Source organism: Lentzea sp., from assembly GCF_036380075.1.
Lineage (GTDB): Bacteria > Actinomycetota > Actinomycetes > Mycobacteriales > Pseudonocardiaceae > Lentzea.
Map to the genome: position 1 here is coordinate 18,750 of NZ_DASVFL010000207.1, position 15,100 is coordinate 33,849.

Annotated in this window: 12 protein-coding genes; 4 read left to right on the forward strand and 8 right to left on the reverse strand. The window is 69.7% G+C overall.

What is annotated here, in order from left to right:
- Positions 1-21 precede the first annotated feature (21 nt).
- On the reverse strand, positions 22-1,086 hold the full coding sequence (gene prfA, locus VF330_RS22485; protein ID WP_330853618.1) for a peptide chain release factor 1: 1,065 nt from the start codon (positions 1,084-1,086) through the stop codon (positions 22-24).
- Between the two features lie 86 nt (positions 1,087-1,172).
- On the reverse strand, positions 1,173-1,385 hold the full coding sequence (gene rpmE / locus VF330_RS22490; RefSeq protein WP_330853619.1) for a 50S ribosomal protein L31: 213 nt from the start codon (positions 1,383-1,385) through the stop codon (positions 1,173-1,175).
- A gap of 245 nt (positions 1,386-1,630) precedes the next feature.
- Between rpmE and VF330_RS22495 the strand changes: the two genes are divergently transcribed.
- Entirely contained in the window at positions 1,631-2,038 is a 408-nt protein-coding gene (locus VF330_RS22495; RefSeq protein ID WP_330853620.1) for a hypothetical protein, read from the forward strand.
- A gap of 442 nt (positions 2,039-2,480) precedes the next feature.
- On the opposite strand, the gene rho is transcribed toward VF330_RS22495, so the two are convergent.
- The 6 genes from rho to argS form a co-directional block, all read right to left on the reverse strand.
- On the reverse strand, positions 2,481-4,457 hold the full coding sequence (gene rho, locus VF330_RS22500) for a transcription termination factor Rho (RefSeq protein ID WP_330853621.1): 1,977 nt from the start codon (positions 4,455-4,457) through the stop codon (positions 2,481-2,483).
- 322 nt (positions 4,458-4,779) lie between these two features.
- Complete coding sequence (thrB, locus tag VF330_RS22505; RefSeq protein ID WP_330853622.1) at positions 4,780-5,631, reverse strand: homoserine kinase; 852 nt, start codon at positions 5,629-5,631, stop codon at positions 4,780-4,782.
- Positions 5,628-6,680, reverse strand: a complete 1,053-nt coding sequence (gene thrC, locus VF330_RS22510) for a threonine synthase (protein WP_330853623.1) — start codon at positions 6,678-6,680, stop codon at positions 5,628-5,630. Before thrC ends, thrB begins: the two co-directional genes overlap by 4 nt.
- On the reverse strand, positions 6,677-7,969 hold the full coding sequence (locus VF330_RS22515; RefSeq protein WP_330853624.1) for a homoserine dehydrogenase: 1,293 nt from the start codon (positions 7,967-7,969) through the stop codon (positions 6,677-6,679). The genes thrC and VF330_RS22515 overlap by 4 nt, the downstream gene beginning before the upstream one ends.
- A gap of 27 nt (positions 7,970-7,996) precedes the next feature.
- Positions 7,997-9,415: a diaminopimelate decarboxylase gene (gene lysA, locus VF330_RS22520; protein ID WP_330853625.1), complete on the reverse strand. Its 1,419-nt coding sequence runs from the start codon at positions 9,413-9,415 to the stop codon at positions 7,997-7,999.
- Entirely contained in the window at positions 9,416-11,053 is a 1,638-nt protein-coding gene (argS, locus tag VF330_RS22525) for an arginine--tRNA ligase (protein ID WP_330853626.1), read from the reverse strand.
- Between the two features lie 169 nt (positions 11,054-11,222).
- Between argS and VF330_RS22530 the strand changes: the two genes are divergently transcribed.
- From VF330_RS22530 to VF330_RS22540, 3 genes are all read left to right on the forward strand, one after another.
- A complete protein-coding gene (locus VF330_RS22530; protein WP_330853649.1) occupies positions 11,223-12,059 on the forward strand; it encodes a DUF3105 domain-containing protein in 837 nt (278 codons plus the stop codon).
- Positions 12,059-12,748 (forward strand): DUF305 domain-containing protein, encoded by a 690-nt coding sequence (locus VF330_RS22535; RefSeq protein WP_330853627.1) that lies wholly within the window; start codon positions 12,059-12,061, stop codon positions 12,746-12,748. The genes VF330_RS22530 and VF330_RS22535 overlap by 1 nt, the downstream gene beginning before the upstream one ends.
- A gap of 289 nt (positions 12,749-13,037) precedes the next feature.
- Positions 13,038-14,912 (forward strand): acyl-CoA dehydrogenase family protein, encoded by a 1,875-nt coding sequence (locus tag VF330_RS22540; RefSeq protein WP_330853628.1) that lies wholly within the window; start codon positions 13,038-13,040, stop codon positions 14,910-14,912.
- Positions 14,913-15,100 lie beyond the last annotated feature (188 nt).

Genomic DNA, 15,100 nt, shown 5'->3' on the forward strand with positions numbered 1-15,100 from the left:
CGCGCCCCTTCTCACGTCGGATTACCCGCCTGCGAGCCGTTCCGCCCGGTCAGCGGCGGCGAGTGCGTCCACCACCGCGTCCAGGTCACCGTCGAGCACCTGGTCCAGGTTATGCGCTTTGTACCCAACCCGGTGATCGGAGATGCGCGATTCGGGGAAGTTGTAGGTCCGCACCCGTTCACTCCTGTCAACGGTGCGGATCTGGGTGCGCCGGGCGTCCGACTGCTCCTGCGCCTTCTGCTCCTCGGCGAGCGCCACGAGGCGGCTCTGGAGGACCTGCATGGCGCGGGCCTTGTTCTGCAGCTGGCTGCGCTCGTTCTGGCAGGAGGTGACGATGCCGGTCGGCAGGTGCGTGATGCGCACGGCCGAGTCGGTGGTGTTGACCGACTGACCGCCCTTGCCGGACGACCGGTAGACGTCGATCCGCAGGTCCTTCTCGTCGATCTCGACCTCGGCGGTCTCCTCGGTCTCCGGGAAGACCAGGACGCCGGCGGCGGAGGTGTGGATGCGCCCCTGCGACTCGGTGACGGGCACGCGCTGCACGCGGTGCACGCCGCCCTCCCACTTCAACCGGCTCCACACGCCGTCGGGGGTCGTCGCCTTGGCCTTGATGGCCACCGTGACGTCCTTGAACCCGCCGAGGTCGGAGTCGGTGCCGTCGAGCATCTCGACCTTCCAGCCCTGCCGCTCCGCGTACCGCGTGTACATGCGCAGCAGGTCGCCGGCGAACAGGGCGGACTCCTCGCCGCCCTCACCGGACTTGATCTCCAGCAGCACGTCGTCCGAGTCGTGCGGGTCACGCGGCAGCAGCAGCTCGGTGAGCTTCTCCTCGAGCTTCGGGAGCTGCTCCTCGATCTGCTCGACCTCCTCCTGGAACGACCTGTCCTCGGCCGCGAGCTCCTTGGCCGCCTCGAGGTCGTTGCGCGCCTGCTCGATCTCCCGCGCCGTCTTCACGATGGGCCCGAGCTGGGCGTACCGCTTGCCGAGCTTGCGCGCCCCCGCCTGGTCAGCGTGCACGGAGGGGTCCGCGAGCTTCTTCTCCAGCTCGTCGTACTCGGCGAGCAAGCTGTCCAGCGACTGCGACACTTCTCCTGCTTTCGTTGAACTTTCCCTGGAAACGGCGACGGCGCCCGCCCCGGCCGGAAGGCCGAGGTCAGGCGCCGTGAAAGCAGCTACTTGTTGCGCTTGCCGTAACGCGCCTCGAAGCGCGCCACGCGACCGCCGGTGTCCAGGATGCGCTGCTTGCCCGTGTAGAACGGGTGGCAGTTCGAGCACATCTCGACGCGGACCTCGGACGCCGAGGTGGTGCTGCGGGTGGTGAAGCTGTTGCCACAGCTGCACGTCACCTCGGTAGCGGTGTACTCCGGGTGGATTCCAGTCTTCAAGATCTTGTCCCTTTCAAGGATGGCCGCCGGGTCCCAGTTGGTGAACGGGTGAACCGGAGCCGGACTCGACCGTTTAGTTTGCCAGACCGTTCAACACGTGCAAAAACGCGGTTGTTCCCGAACCCCTGCGAAGACCCCCAGCTCAGGCCTGGCGTGGCTGAAGTCACAACCGCTTAACCCCTGCGATAGGCCGTTCAGCGCAAGGTCTCGCCGTTCAGCCAGATCCAGCCCCACCTTCTCGCCGGGTGTCCACCAGACTGTGTGCCGTGTTCTGCGCCGCCGAGCGCCCGATGAGCCTCGCACTGTGGCTGTCGGTGCCGTTCCTCTTCGCTGCAGCCGTGTTCGGCCTCATGGGGTCGGCAGGGCTGCTCACGGACGCCTGGACCACGGTATCCCTCTCACCAGCGGTGACAGGTGCGGGAGTAGCCGTGGCGGCAGCCGTGTCCGGCGGAGTCCGGTGGCCCAGGAGGTGGCACCGCGCCTGGCTGAGGTGGCCCTACCTGGCAGCCGTTCTGGTGTCCGGGGTGCTGGCAGGCGCTCTGGAGGTCCCCACCCTGGCCACGGCGGTGGTGGGAGTGCCGGTGCTGCTGACCCTGGTGTTCCAGGCACTGGTGCAGACGGACGAGAAGCGCGCGACCTCAGACTGCCGCTGACAGCACAGCACCACCAGCTCAAGCGACGCCGAAGGCAAGCCGACAAGACCCCCGCACTTCCAAGCGAAGCCGAAGGCGAGCAGTCACCCCTGACGCCGATCAGAGCCGGTGAACCCACCCGTTCTTTGCGATTGGGGCTTGACTTTGGGTGCGAGGTGCTACCACTCGTGGCTCGGCCGGTCGCGAAGCGTCCGGCCTTTTCCGGCCGACTCAGCGCCTCGCAAGGGCCCCGAAGTCAAGCCCCAATCGCGGATCGTCGCGCAGCGGCGATGAACCCCGCTCTTTCGTCCGAGGTGCACGCCCACGCTGGAACAGGCACCCGCCCGCCAGAGGGCAACCACGCTGGAACCCCCGCACCAGCCCTCGGCATTAGAGTGAACAAAGCAAATTGCCCCCGCTGACCAGCAGCGGAGGCAATTTCACGTGAAACTCACGCCAAGCGTCAGTCCTGCTCAGCCCCAGGCGTCGTCTTCGCGACCTGCATCAAGAACTCGATGTTGGTGCGAGACTTCCGCAGCCGGTCCAGCAGCAGGTCGATGGCCTGCTGGCCGTCCAGAGCGTGCAGCACCCGACGCAGCTTGTGCGTGACCGCCATCTCGTCGGGAGAGAGCAGCAGCTCCTCCTTGCGAGTACCGGACGAGTCGACGTCCACAGCCGGGAACGTGCGCTTGTCCGCGATCTTCCGGTCGAGCTTGAGCTCGGCGTTGCCGGTGCCCTTGAACTCCTCGAAGATCACCGAGTCACCTGCGGAACCGGTCTCCACCAGCGCCGTCGCGATGACGGTCAGCGAGCCGCCGCCCTCGATGTTGCGGGCGGCACCGAGGAAGCGCTTCGGCGGGTAGAGCGCCGTCGAGTCGACACCACCGGACAGGATGCGGCCGGAGGCCGGCGCCGCCAGGTTGTACGCACGACCCAGACGGGTGATCGAGTCGAGCAGCACGACGACGTCGTGGCCCATCTCGACCAGGCGCTTCGCCCGCTCGATGGCCAGCTCGGAGATGGTCGTGTGGTCCGACGGCGGCCGGTCGAAGGTCGAGGCGATGACCTCGCCCTTCACCGAGCGCTGCATGTCGGTGACCTCTTCCGGACGCTCGTCCACGAGCACGACCATCAGGTGGCACTCGGGGTTGTTCTTCGTGATCGCGTTGGCGATCGACTGGAGAACCGAGGTCTTGCCGGCCTTCGGCGGCGACACGATCAGGGCGCGCTGGCCCTTGCCGATCGGCATCACCAGGTCGATGACGCGGGTGGTGAGGATGTGCGGCTCGGTCTCCAGGCGCAGGCGCTCGTTCGGGTAGAGCGGCGTCAGCTTCGTGAAGTCCGGGCGGTTGCGCGCCTCGTCCGGGTCCAGGCCGTTGATCTTGTCGACGCGGACCAGCGGGTTGAACTTCTGGCGCTGCTGCTCGCCCTCGCGCGGCTGGCGGACGGCGCCGGTGAGGGCGTCGCCGCGGCGCAGGCCGTACTTGCGGACCAGCGACAACGACACGTAGACGTCGTTCGAGCCCGCCAGGTAGCCGGACGTGCGGACGAACGCGTAGTTCTCCAGCACGTCGAGGATGCCCGCGACGGGGAGCAGGACGTCGTCGTCGCGGACCTCGGTCTCGCGGTCCGGACGCTCGCCGCCCTCGTTGCGGCCACCGCGGCGGCGGCGGTCGCGGAAGCGGCCACGGCGGCCGTCGCCGTCGTCGTCGCCCTGCTGGTTGCCGCCCTGGCGGTCGTCCCGGCCACCGCGGTCGCCGCGCTCACCGCGGTCGCGGTTGCGGTCACGGCCGCCCCGCTCGCCGCGGTCGGAACGCTCACCGCGGTCGGAACGCTCGGAGCGCTCACCCCGGTCGGTGCGCTCGCCGCGGTCCTGGCGCTCGGAACGCTCGCCGCGCTCGGGGCGCTCGCCGCGGTCGGCACGCTCAGGGCGCTCGGAACGCTGCTGCTCGGGCTGCTGGCCGTCCTCGGCGTTGCCGCCACCGCGGCCGGAACGACGGCGCCGGTTGCCCCGGCGGCCGCCCTCCTCACCAGCGGTGCCGGTCTCGGCGGGCGCGGCGGCGGCAGCGGGCTTCTCCGCCACGTCGAGCTGCTGCTGAACAGGCTTCTCGACGGCCTTCTCGACCACGGGAGCTGCAGCGGGCTTCTCGGCGGGGGCCTGGGCCTTGGCCGCCTTCGCGGGCTTCTCCGCCTTGGCAGCGGGGGCCCCGGAGCCCTGCTTCTCCTTGATGGCCGCGATCAGGTCGCCCTTGCGCAGACCTGCGGTTCCGGAAATGCCCAGCGTGCCGGCGAGCTCACGGAGCTCAGCGAGGACCATGCCGGACAGACCCGCGCGCCGGCGCGGCGTCGTGCCGTTCGAAGGGGTGGACAGAGCGGTCTCCTCGGCTCCAGAACCAGACGCAGCTGCGACGTCGCTGCTCAGCAAATCGGTGTTGCTCACACATGTCCTTCCTGACCAGGCCCCGCCTCCTACGCGGCCCAGCGGACCCGCCTTCCCGCTTCAACTGGGGAACGGCGGTCAGTCCGATGCAGACGGAAGCACACACCGCTTCCGGCAAGCACGGGACTTTTCTCAGGTCACACGGCGATCGGGTGCCTCTTTTGCATCCGCTCCGCCCCGCACGGCACAGAGCCGGAACACAAAAGGATTGCGACCCGGAACGAGTGTCCGGGCGCGACACCGGCGCCCGTGCGCGCGGTGACTGATCGCCCCCGAGGGTAGACGCCGCTCCTCCACCATGCAACAACCGGGGTCGGGCGTGTCAGTCCAATGGACGAACGCGCACGCCGGCCTTGTCGACGTCGAGTCTCCGCACGTCGAAGCCGTGCAGGTCGACCTCGGGAGGAAGATCGCCGAACGCGATCACGGTGGGTCCCGCTCCGGACACGCAGGCGGGAACCCCGAGCTTGCGAAGATCGTTGATCACCCGGACGGTGTCGGGCCACGCGGGCTCGCGGTAGTCCTGGTGGAGGCGATCCTCAGTCGCGGCAAGGAGAACGGACGGATCGGACGTCAGCGCGTGCACGGCCAGGGCGGCCCGCCCGGCGGCGTGCGCGGCGTCGGCGTGCGGAACCTCGGCCGGGAGCAGGCCGCGGGTCGTCTTGGTGGACGACTCCTGCGACGGGATCAGCACGACCGGGCGCACGCGTGCGTCGGGGTCCATCCGGACGGAGCGGTAGCGCTCTCCTTCCGACCACGCAACGACTACGCCGCCGAAGAGCGAGGCCGCGGCGTTGTCCGCGTGACCTTCGAACTCGGCGGCGATTTGCAACGCGTCCGTGTCCAACTCGCGACCCGTCAGGGTGAATCCCGCTGCGACACCCGCCACGATCGCGGCGGCCGACGAGCCCAGCCCGCGTGCGTGCGGAATGGTGTTGCGGCACCTCAGCACGAGCCCGCCGGTGTAGCCGGTGGCGCGGACGGCCCGCACGACGAGATGGGTCTCGTCGAGCGGGACGTCGGCGGATCCGGCACCGTCGACGGTGACCGAGAGCACTCCGGCCTCGGCCGAGGTCACCTCGACGTCGTCGTACATCCCGAGGGCCATGCCCAGCGCGTCGAACCCCGAACCGAGGTTCGCGGTCGACGCGGGGACGGAGACGAGGAACTTCACGCGAGCTCCAGCGCGTGCGCGACGGCGCCGGGGTCGACCGGGACCGGCTCGACCTCGGTGGTGCCGAGCAACGCCGTGTCGGGGTCCTTCAGACCGTGGCCCGTGACGGTGCACACAACGGTGGACCCGCGGGGCAGCCTGCCGTCCTCGGCGGTCATCAGCAGACCGGCGATGGACGCGGCCGACGCGGGCTCCACGAAGATGCCCTCGGACGACGCGAGCAGCCGGTAGGCCGCCAGGATCTGCTCGTCGGTGACGGCGTCGATCAGGCCACCGGACTCGTCGCGCGCCTTGACCGCTCCGGTCCACGACGCGGGCGACCCGATCCGGATCGCGGTCGCGATGGTCTCCGGGTTCGGCACCGGCGCGCCGCTGACCAGCGGTGCGGCCCCGGCGGCCTGGAACCCGAACATCTTCGGCAGGCCCTGGTCGTAGGAGGTGTAGCCCTTCCAGTACGCGGTGATGTTGCCCGCGTTGCCGACCGGCAGGCAGTGCACGTCCGGCGCCTGCCCGAGCACGTCGCAGACCTCCCACGCGGCGGTCTGCTGGCCGACGAGCCGCACCGGGTTGACCGAGTTCACCAGCGTGACCGGGTACTCGGCCGCGGTCTTCGACGCGAGCTCCAGGCAGTCGTCGAAGTTGCCGTCGATCTGCAGGATCTTCGCGCCGTGCATGACGGCCTGGGCGAGCTTGCCCATCGCGATCTTGCCGCTGGGCACCAGCACGGCCGCCGTCAGGCCCGCCTTGGCCGCGTAGGCCGCCGCGGACGCCGACGTGTTGCCGGTGGAGGCGCAGATGACCGCCTTGAGACCGGACGCGAGCGCGTACGTCATCGCCACGGTCATGCCGCGGTCCTTGAAGGAGCCGGTCGGGTTCGCGCCCTCGACCTTGACCCACACGTCGGACCCGGTGGCCTCGGAGAGGCGCTTCGCGTGCACCAGCGGCGTGCCGCCCTCGTGCAGCGTCACGACCTCGGCGCCCTCGGGGATCTCGATGCGGTCCCGGTACGCGTTGATGAGCCCGGGCCAGCCAGCTCTTGCAGTGCTCACTCTTCGCCCTCCACCCGCATCACGCTGACGACGTCCCGCACCACGGGGAGGCCACCGATCTTGTCCACAGTGGACCGCAGCGCGGCGTCGGTCGCCGCGTGCGTGACGATCACCAGGCTGGCGTCCTCGGTGCGGCCTTCCTGGCGCACCGCGGCGATGCTGACGTCGTGTTCGGCGAAGACGGCGGCGACCTGCGAGAGGACACCCGCCTTGTCCGCCACGTCGAGGCTGATGTGGTAGCGCGTGGGCGTGTTCCCCATGGGCTGCGCGGGAAGCGCCGCGTAGGCCGACTCGCGCGGACCACGTCCGCTCGCGACCTTGTTGCGCGCCACGGCGACCAGGTCGCCGAGCACCGCGCTCGCCGTCGGGGCGCCGCCGGCGCCCTGCCCGTAGAACATCATCTCCCCCGCCGCGTCTGCCTCGACGAACACCGCGTTGAACGCACCGTTGACGCTCGCCAGCGGATGCGTCCGGGGGATCATGGCCGGGTGGACTCGAACGGCGACTGACTCCTGGCCGGACGGGCTGACGACGCGCTCGCAGATCGCGAGCAGCTTCACCGCGCGGCCCAGTCCCTTCGCCGCCGCGATGTCGGCCGCGGACACCGCGCGGATGCCCTCGCGGTAGACGTCCGACGCCGTCACGCGGGTGTGGAACGCCAGCGACGCGAGGATCGCCGCCTTCGACGCGGCGTCGAACCCGTCGACGTCGGCGGTCGGGTCGGCCTCGGCGTACCCGAGCCGCGAGGCCTCCTCGAGCGTCTCGCCGTAGCCGGCGCCCGTGGCGTCCATCGCGGACAGGATGAAGTTAGTGGTGCCGTTCACGATGCCCATGACGCGCGTGATCCGGTCGCCCGCGAGGGACTCCCGCAACGGGCGCAGCAACGGGATCGCGCCGGCGACGGCGGCCTCGAAGTAGAGGTCGGCGCCGGAGGCGTCCGCTGCCTCGAACAGGTCGGGACCGTGCTCGGCGAGCAGCGCCTTGTTGGCCGTCACCACGGACTTGCCGTTGCGCAGCGCCTCCAGCAACAGGCCGCGCGCCGGGTCGATGCCGCCGATGACCTCGACGACCACGTCGACGTCGTCGGACTTCACGAGCGCCTCGGCGTCGGTGGTGAGCAGGTGTGCCGGCACCTCGCGGTGCTTGTTCGGCCTGCGCACGGCGATGCCCGTGAGCTCAACCGGCGCGCCGATGCGCTGGGTGAGGTCCTCGGCCTGGTCCGTCAGCAGCCGGACTACCTCCGTGCCCACCGTGCCGCATCCGAGCAACGCGACGCGAATGGGCTCCACGGGGCCCGTCTCTTTGACTGACACTGCCTATACCTCCAGACGGAACAGATCGTCCTCGGTCTCGCGACGCAGCAGGAGCCGCGCCTCCCCGTCGGTCACCGCGGCGAGCGCGGGCCTCGGAAGTCGGTTGTACCCGCTCGCCATCGAGTAGCAGTAGGCCCCGGTCGCAGCGATCGCCAGCAGGTCGCCCGGCGCGAGGTCGTCCGGCAGCCAGCAGTCGCGCACCACGATGTCGCCGGACTCGCAGTGCTTGCCCACGACGCGGCACAGCACGGCCCGCGAGTCGGGCTCGGCGGCGCGCGAGACGAGCCTGCAGTCGTAGACCGCGTCGTAGAGAGCTGTGCGGATGTTGTCGCTCATGCCGCCGTCGACGCTGACGTACCGGCGCCGGGCGCCGCCGTCGAGCTCGATGTCCTTGATCGTGCCGACCTCGTACACGGTGACCGTGCCGGGGCCGACGATCGCGCGGCCGGGCTCGACCGCGATGCGAGGCATCTCCAGGCCGTTGTGCTCGCACTCCTTCTGCACGATGTTGTGCAGCTGCCGCGCGAGCTCCGCGGGCGGGGGCGGGTCGTCGTCCGGCGTGTAGGCGATGCCGAGACCGCCGCCGAGGTCGACGACGTTCAGCGACGGGACGTCGCCGTGCTCCTCGCGGATGTCCGCGAGCAGGCCGATCACGCGGCGGGCGGCGACCTCGAAGCCGGACGCGTCGAAGATCTGCGAGCCGATGTGGCTGTGCAGGCCGACGAGCTCGAGCCCATTGGCCTTGAGCACGCGGCGCACCGCCTCGGCCGCGTCGCCGGAGGACAGCGAGAAGCCGAACTTCTGGTCCTCGTGCGCGGTCGCGATGAACTCGTGCGTGTGGGCCTCGACGCCGACGGTCACGCGGATCAGGACCTTCTGCACGACACCGCGGTCGCGGGCGATCTGGTCCAGGCGCGCGATCTCGTGGAACGAGTCGACGACGATCCCGCCGACGCCCGCCTCCACGGCCGCTATCAGTTCGGGAACGCTCTTGTTGTTGCCGTGCAACGCGATCCGCTCTGCGGGGAACTCCGCCCGCAGAGCGATCGCCAGCTCGCCGCCGCTGCAGACGTCGATGGAGAGGCCTTCCTCGGCCACCCACTTCGCGACCTGCACGCTGAGGAACGCCTTGGAGGCGTAGTGCACGAGCGTCGGGTCGCCGAACGCCTCGGCGTGCTCGCGGCAGCGCGCGCGGAAGTCCTGCTCGTCCATGACGAACAACGGCGTGCCGTACTGCTCGGCGAGGCCGCGGACGTCCACACCGGCCAGTTCGACGACACCGGTGTCGGTGCGCGTGGCGTTGCGCGGCCACACGGCCGGGTGCAGGTAGTCGAGCTGTTCTGCGGTGGAGGGGCGGTCACCGGCGGTGTTGCCGGGTGCCAGGACGTCGGCGTGCCGAGGTCCTGCGGGATGTGCTCGCATTTACATTCGCTCCGGTGCGGTGACGCCGAGCAGGCCGAGGCCGGCTCCGAAAACGTTCCTGGTGGCGGCGCACAGCGTGAGCCTGGCCTGGTACAACGGGGTGGACTCCTCGTCGCCCTGGGGAAGCACGCGCACGCCGTTGCGGCGGTCGTAGAAGCGGTGGAAGGTCCCGGCGAGTTCTTCGAGGTACCTCGCCACCCGGTGGGGTTCGCGCAGCTCGGCCGCGGTCGCCACCACCCTGGGGAACTCGCCGATGGTGCGGATCAGCTCGCCTTCGCGCTCGTGGACCAGCAGGGAGAGGTCGTCCCCCTGCGTGACGCCGAGGTCGGCGGCGTTGAGCAGCAGCCCGGAGATGCGGGCGTGCGCGTACTGGACGTAGTAGACCGGGTTGTCGTTGCTGTGCTTGCGCAGCAGGTCGAGGTCGATGTCCAGGGACGAGTCGACGCTCGACCGGATCATCGCGTAGCGCGCGGCGTCCACGCCGACCGCGTCGACCAGGTCGTCCATCGTGATGACCGTGCCCGCGCGCTTGCTCATCCGCACCGGCTGGCCGCCGCTGACGAGGTTGACGAGCTGGCCGATCAGCACCTCGACGACGTCCGGGTCGTCGCCCAGCGCGGCCGCCGCGGCCTTGAGGCGCGCGACGTAGCCGTGGTGGTCGGCGCCGAGCATGTAGATGCAGAGGTCGAAGCCGCGGCCGCGCTTGTCGACGAGGTAGGCGATGTCGCCCGCGATGTAGGCCGGGTCGCCGTCGCTCTTGATGACGACGCGGTCCTTGTCGTCGCCGAAGTCGGTGGACCGCAGCCACCAGGCGCCGTCCTTCTCGTACAGCGAACCGGTGGCCTTGAGCTTCGCGACCGCCTCGTCCACGCGCCCGCTCTTGTGCAGCGAGTCCTCGTGGAAGTAGACGTCGAAGTCGGTGCCGAACTCGTGCAGGGCGCGCTTGATCTCGTCGAACATCAGCCCGACGCCGACGCGCCGCACGGTCTCGGGATCGCCCAGCGCACCCGGTTCGCGGCGCAGCACCTCGGCGGCGATGTCGCTCACGTACGTGCCCGCGTAGCCGTCCTCGGGGGCGGGCTCGCCCTTGGCGGCGGCGATCAGCGACCGGACGAACCTGTCGATCTGCGCGCCCGCGTCGTTGAAGTAGTACTCGCGGGTGACCTCGGCCCCGCGTGCGCCCAGGACCTTGCCGAGCGCGTCGCCCACGGCCGCCCAGCGCGCGCCGCCGAGGTGGATGGGGCCGGTCGGGTTGGCGGAGACGAACTCCAGGTTGATCCGCTGGCCGGCGAGCTCGGCGCCGGTGCCGTAGCCGGCCTCCAGCGCCGCACGAACGATCGCTCCCTGGGCCTCGGTGGCGATGGTGAGGTTGAGGAACCCCGGTCCGGCGACGTCGGCCTTGGCGATGGCGTCCTGGGAGAGCAGGGCCTCGGCCAGCCAGGTGGCGAGCTCGCGGGGCTGGACTCCGACCTTCTTGGCGAGCTGGAGCGCGATGTTCGTGGCGTAGTCGCCGTGCTCGGGGTTTCTGGGGCGCTCGACCGTCACCTGCTCGGGTGCGGCGGTGGCGTCCAGACCTCGGTCGGCCAGCAACCGGGCAACCGTGGTCCGAACCAGATCGGCGAGCGCTTCAGGGGTCACGCCGCATGAGTTTAGAGAAGCGTTGTCGCAGGTCTCGACCGGGTTACCGGGTCTCGGAGGGTGAGACGGCAAGTGTTAACGCGCACGTGGTATCGCCCTGCGCTGACAGCGACCAGACACGGAGTCCCTACACTGGCGCCGGTTGACCAGGACGACATCTGAGGCGGACATGACCAGCGGCAAGAAGACGAAGGCCACGCGCAACAGCGTGGCCGCGGCCCGTTCCTCGGTGGTGGCGAGCAAGCCGAAGCCGTGGGGCACGATCATCGCGGTGATCGCCGTGCTGGGCCTCGCGGGCGGCGTTTTCGGGTATGCGTACTCGCAGATCCACGCGAACAACGTCAAAGAGGCCGCCCTGGCCAAGTGGAAGCCCTCCGACACGAACAAGGACCCGTCGACGCAGCTCGCGGGCATCGTGACCAAGGAGTACAAGGGTTCCCGCCACGTCGAGGCGACCCAGCGCGTCGCCTACGACCAGACCCCCGCGTTCGGCGGCCCGCACGACGCCCAGTGGGCCGACTGCACCGGCGTCGTCTACGACAAGGCCGTCCGCACCGAGAACATGGTCCACGGCCTGGAGCACGGCGCCGTCTGGATCGCCTACAACCCGGACCAGGTCAAGGACGACGCGCTCGCGAAGCTCAAGGTCAAGGTCGAGGGCATCCCGTACATGATGCTGTCGCCGTTCCCCGGCCTCGACAAGCCGATCTCCCTGCAGTCCTGGGGCCACCAGCTGAAGGTCGAGAAGGCCGACGACGAGCGCATCGACCAGTTCGTGTCGTCGCTGCTGCGCAACCCGAACACCTACCCCGAGGTCGGCGCGTCGTGCGAGAACACGGCGTTCCTGTCGAACCCGGCCCCGTTCGTCGCCGAGAAGCCGGGCGCCGACGCCGTGCCGATGGACGGCGGCAAGGACGACTCGCAGACCGAGGGCCAGCAGGGCCAGCAGCCGAACATGAGCACGCCGCCCGCGTCGGGCTCCGCCTCGACGCCCCCGTCGAGCTGATGACCGCTCCCGCCGACGAGACCGGGCGCCCCTCCGGGGTCGCCCGAGTCCTCGTCATCGGCGCCGCCGTGCTGGCCGTGCTCCTGCTCGGCGCGGCGGTGGGCCTGCTCGTGAAGCTCCCCGGCTCGACCTCCACCTCGGCGGCCCCGGCCTCCGGCTCCGTGGACGTCGGCTTCTGCCAGGACATGTCCCAGCACCACCTCCAGGGCATCCAGATGGCGAACATCGCCAGGGACCGCTCCACCGACACCGAGGTCCGCCAGCTGGCGTTCGACATCGCCTCCACCCAACTGGAGCAGGTCGGCCGCATGAAGGGCTGGCTGATGATGTGGAACGAGCACGAGCAGAACATCTCGGGCGTCTACATGTCGTGGATGAACGACTCGGGCGTCCACGGCCACGGCGCCACCACCCCGGAAGCGGGCAAGCCCCTCATGCCGGGCATGGCCGTCACCGACGAGCTGACCAAGCTCCGCACGATGCCGGCAGGCCGCGACTTCGACGTGTACTTCCTCCAGCTGATGCTCCGCCACCACATGGGCGGGTCCCCGATGGCCGAGTACGCCTCGACGAGGGCGAGCCAGCCGTTCGTGCGCACGCTGGCCGACAACATGCTGAAGTCGCAAGCTTCGGAAACCGAACTGATGAAGGACTACCTGGCGAAGCGCGGAGCCGCCCCGCTGCCGTAGCCGGTGTCCGTCTCAGCATTGAGGGCCGCTCCCCACCAAGGGGGGCGGCCCTTTTCCGGCCGACCCAGCACCTCGCAAGGGCCCCGAAGTCAAGCCCCAATCGCAATCGTCGCGCAGCGGCGATGCCACCCAGGTCTTTCGTCCGAGGTGCACGCCCCCGCTGGAACAGGCACGGAAACCAACGCAACAGGACCACGCTGGAACCCGCCCCCAACGGGACCACGCTGGAACCCGTGGACAACCACCTACCCCTGAGTAACGTAGGTCACACCCCTACTCGGAGGTAACCATGACCGTCGACGAGCGAGCGGCCCGGCAGGTCGCCGAACAAGCACGGGAGTCCCGCTGGCAACGACCGAGCTTCGGCAAGGAGCTCTTCCTGGGTCACTTCCGCCTGGACCTGATCCACCCCCACCCCACGGGCACCGAGGAGGACCACAAAAGAGGCGAAGCCTTCTTAACGAAACTCCGCGAGTTCACCGAAGCGAACATCGACAACACCAAGATCGAAAAAGACGCGAAGATCCCGGACGACGTCCTCAAAGGCCTGAAAGACCTGGGCGCGTTCGGCATGAAGATCAAACCCGAGTACGGCGGAATCGGCCTGACCCAGGTCTACTACAACAAGGCGCTGATGCTCGTGGGCAGTGCCAGCCCCGCCATCGGCGCGATGCTCAGCGCCCACCAGTCCATCGGCGTCCCCCAGCCGATCGCGATGTTCGGCGACGAGGACCAGAAGCGCGAGTTCCTCCCGAGGTGCGCCAAGGGCGAGATCACCGCCTTCCTCCTGACCGAACCGGACGTCGGCTCAGACCCGGCGAGGCTCGGCACGACCGCCACGAGGGACGGCGACGACTACGTCCTCAACGGCGTGAAGCTGTGGACCACCAACGGAGTCGTGGCCGACCTCCTCGTCGTCATGGCCCAGGTGCCGGACAAGGGCATCACCGCGTTCGTCGTGGAAGCGGACGCCGAGGGCATCACCGTCGAGAACCGCAACGCGTTCATGGGCCTGCGGGGCCTGGAGAACGGCGTGACCAGGTTCCACGACGTGAAGGTCCCGAAGAGGAACGTCATCGGCAAGGAGGGCGCCGGCCTCAAGATCGCGCTGGCCACCCTGAACACCGGCCGGCTCAGCCTGCCCGCCCTGTGCGCGGGCAGCGCCAAGTGGTGCCTCAAGATCGCCCGCGAGTGGTCGAGCGAGCGCGTCCAGTGGGGGCTGCCCGTGGGCAGGCACGAGGCCGTCGCGGGCAAGATCGCCTACATCGCGGCCACGGCCTACGCGCTGGAGGCCGTGCTGGACCTCAGTTCGGAGCTGGCGGACGCGGGCAGTCACGACATCCGCATCGAGGCCGCGCTGGCCAAGCTGTACGCGAGCGAGAAGGCCTGGCTGGTCGCCGACGAGCTGGTCCAGATCCGCGGCGGCCGGGGCTACGAGACGGCGGAGAGCCAGGCGGCGCGCGGCGAACGCGGCGTCGCGGCCGAGCAGGTGCTGCGCGACCTGCGCATCAACCGCATCTTCGAGGGCTCCACCGAGATCATGCACCTGCTGATCGCCCGCGAGGCCGTCGACGCCCACCTCAGCGTCGCCGGCGACATCATCGACCCCGACGCCGACCGCCAGGCCAAGGTGCGGGCCGCGGCCAAGGCAGGCGGGTTCTACGCGAAGTGGTTCCCGACGCTGGTCGTCGGCAAGGGCCAGAGCCCGGCCGCGTTCTCGGAGTTCGGGCCGCTCGCGAAGCACCTGCGGTTCGTCGAGCGGTCGGCGCGCAAGCTGGCGCGGCAGACGTTCTACGCGATGTCGCGGTGGCAGGGGAAGATGGAGCGCAAGCAGCGGTTCCTCAGCCGGATCGTCGACATCGGCGCCGAGCTCTTCGCGATCAGCGCCGCGTGCGTCCGCGCCGCTCAGGACAAGAACCCCAGCTCACAGCTGCTGGCCGACGCGTTCGCCGAGCAGGCGCGCGTCCGGGTCGACGAGCTGTTCGAGAAGCTCTGGAAGAACACCGACGACACCGACCAGGCGCTGGCGAAGCAGGTCCTCGACGGCAGGTTCACGTGGCTGGAGGAGGGCGTGGTCGACGCGTCCATCCCCGGCCGGTGGATCGCGGACTCCACCCACCGCGAGTCGGCGGCGGCGAACGTCCACCGCCCGACGCCCCGGTAGCTCCCGTTGCTGCACTGGGCAGGCTGATGGTGGTGCGGGCGCGGCACCTGCCCAGTGCACTCGGCCGGTAGGGGGCTACGTCCCCCGCATCCCCCTACCGACTCCCCTTGCAACGGAAGGACACAACCCTCCAGGAGGAGGTGCGGTAACGCTAAGCCACAAAACACTGTTAACAGTTACGACAATTG

Coding starts and splice junctions, on each gene's coding strand:
- lysA (WP_330853625.1), bottom strand. CDS start 9,415: ATGCGAGCACATCCCGCAGGACCTCGGCACGCCGACGTCCTGGCACCC.
- VF330_RS22530 (WP_330853649.1), top strand. CDS start 11,223: ATGACCAGCGGCAAGAAGACGAAGGCCACGCGCAACAGCGTGGCCGCG.
- VF330_RS22535 (WP_330853627.1), top strand. CDS start 12,059: ATGACCGCTCCCGCCGACGAGACCGGGCGCCCCTCCGGGGTCGCCCGA.
- VF330_RS22540 (WP_330853628.1), top strand. CDS start 13,038: ATGACCGTCGACGAGCGAGCGGCCCGGCAGGTCGCCGAACAAGCACGG.